The organism is Halomonas sp. PBN3 (genome assembly GCF_000475415.1).
GTDB classification, from domain to species: domain Bacteria; phylum Pseudomonadota; class Gammaproteobacteria; order Pseudomonadales; family Halomonadaceae; genus Halomonas; species Halomonas shengliensis.
In genome coordinates, this window is sequence record NZ_AXCA01000075.1 from 1 (window position 1) to 306 (window position 306).

Annotated in this window: 1 pseudogene; it reads left to right on the forward strand. The window is 69.9% G+C overall.

Annotation, left to right across the window (positions count from 1 at the left end):
- A pseudogene (locus tag Q673_RS0118105) lies at positions 1-306 on the forward strand (MFS transporter); the annotation flags it as partial.

Below are 306 nucleotides of genomic sequence, written 5' to 3' on the forward strand. Positions count from 1 at the left end.
GTACCACACCTCGGTGATGTTCGCCCCCAACGTCGTCGGCACCGCCAACGCCACCTCCGCCGGCTGGGGCAACCTGGGCGGCGGCACCACCCAGATCCTGATGCCGCTGGTGTTCTCCGGCATCCTGATGCTGGGGGTCAGCGAGACCCTCGGCTGGCGCCTGGCCATGGTGGTGCCCGGCGTGGTGCTGTTCTTCACCGGCATCGCCTACTACCGCTTCACCCAGGACGCCCCGGACGGCAACTTCGATGAGCTGCGCGAGCGCGGCGAACTGCCCCCGACCGACGGCGAGCACGGCATGGGCCA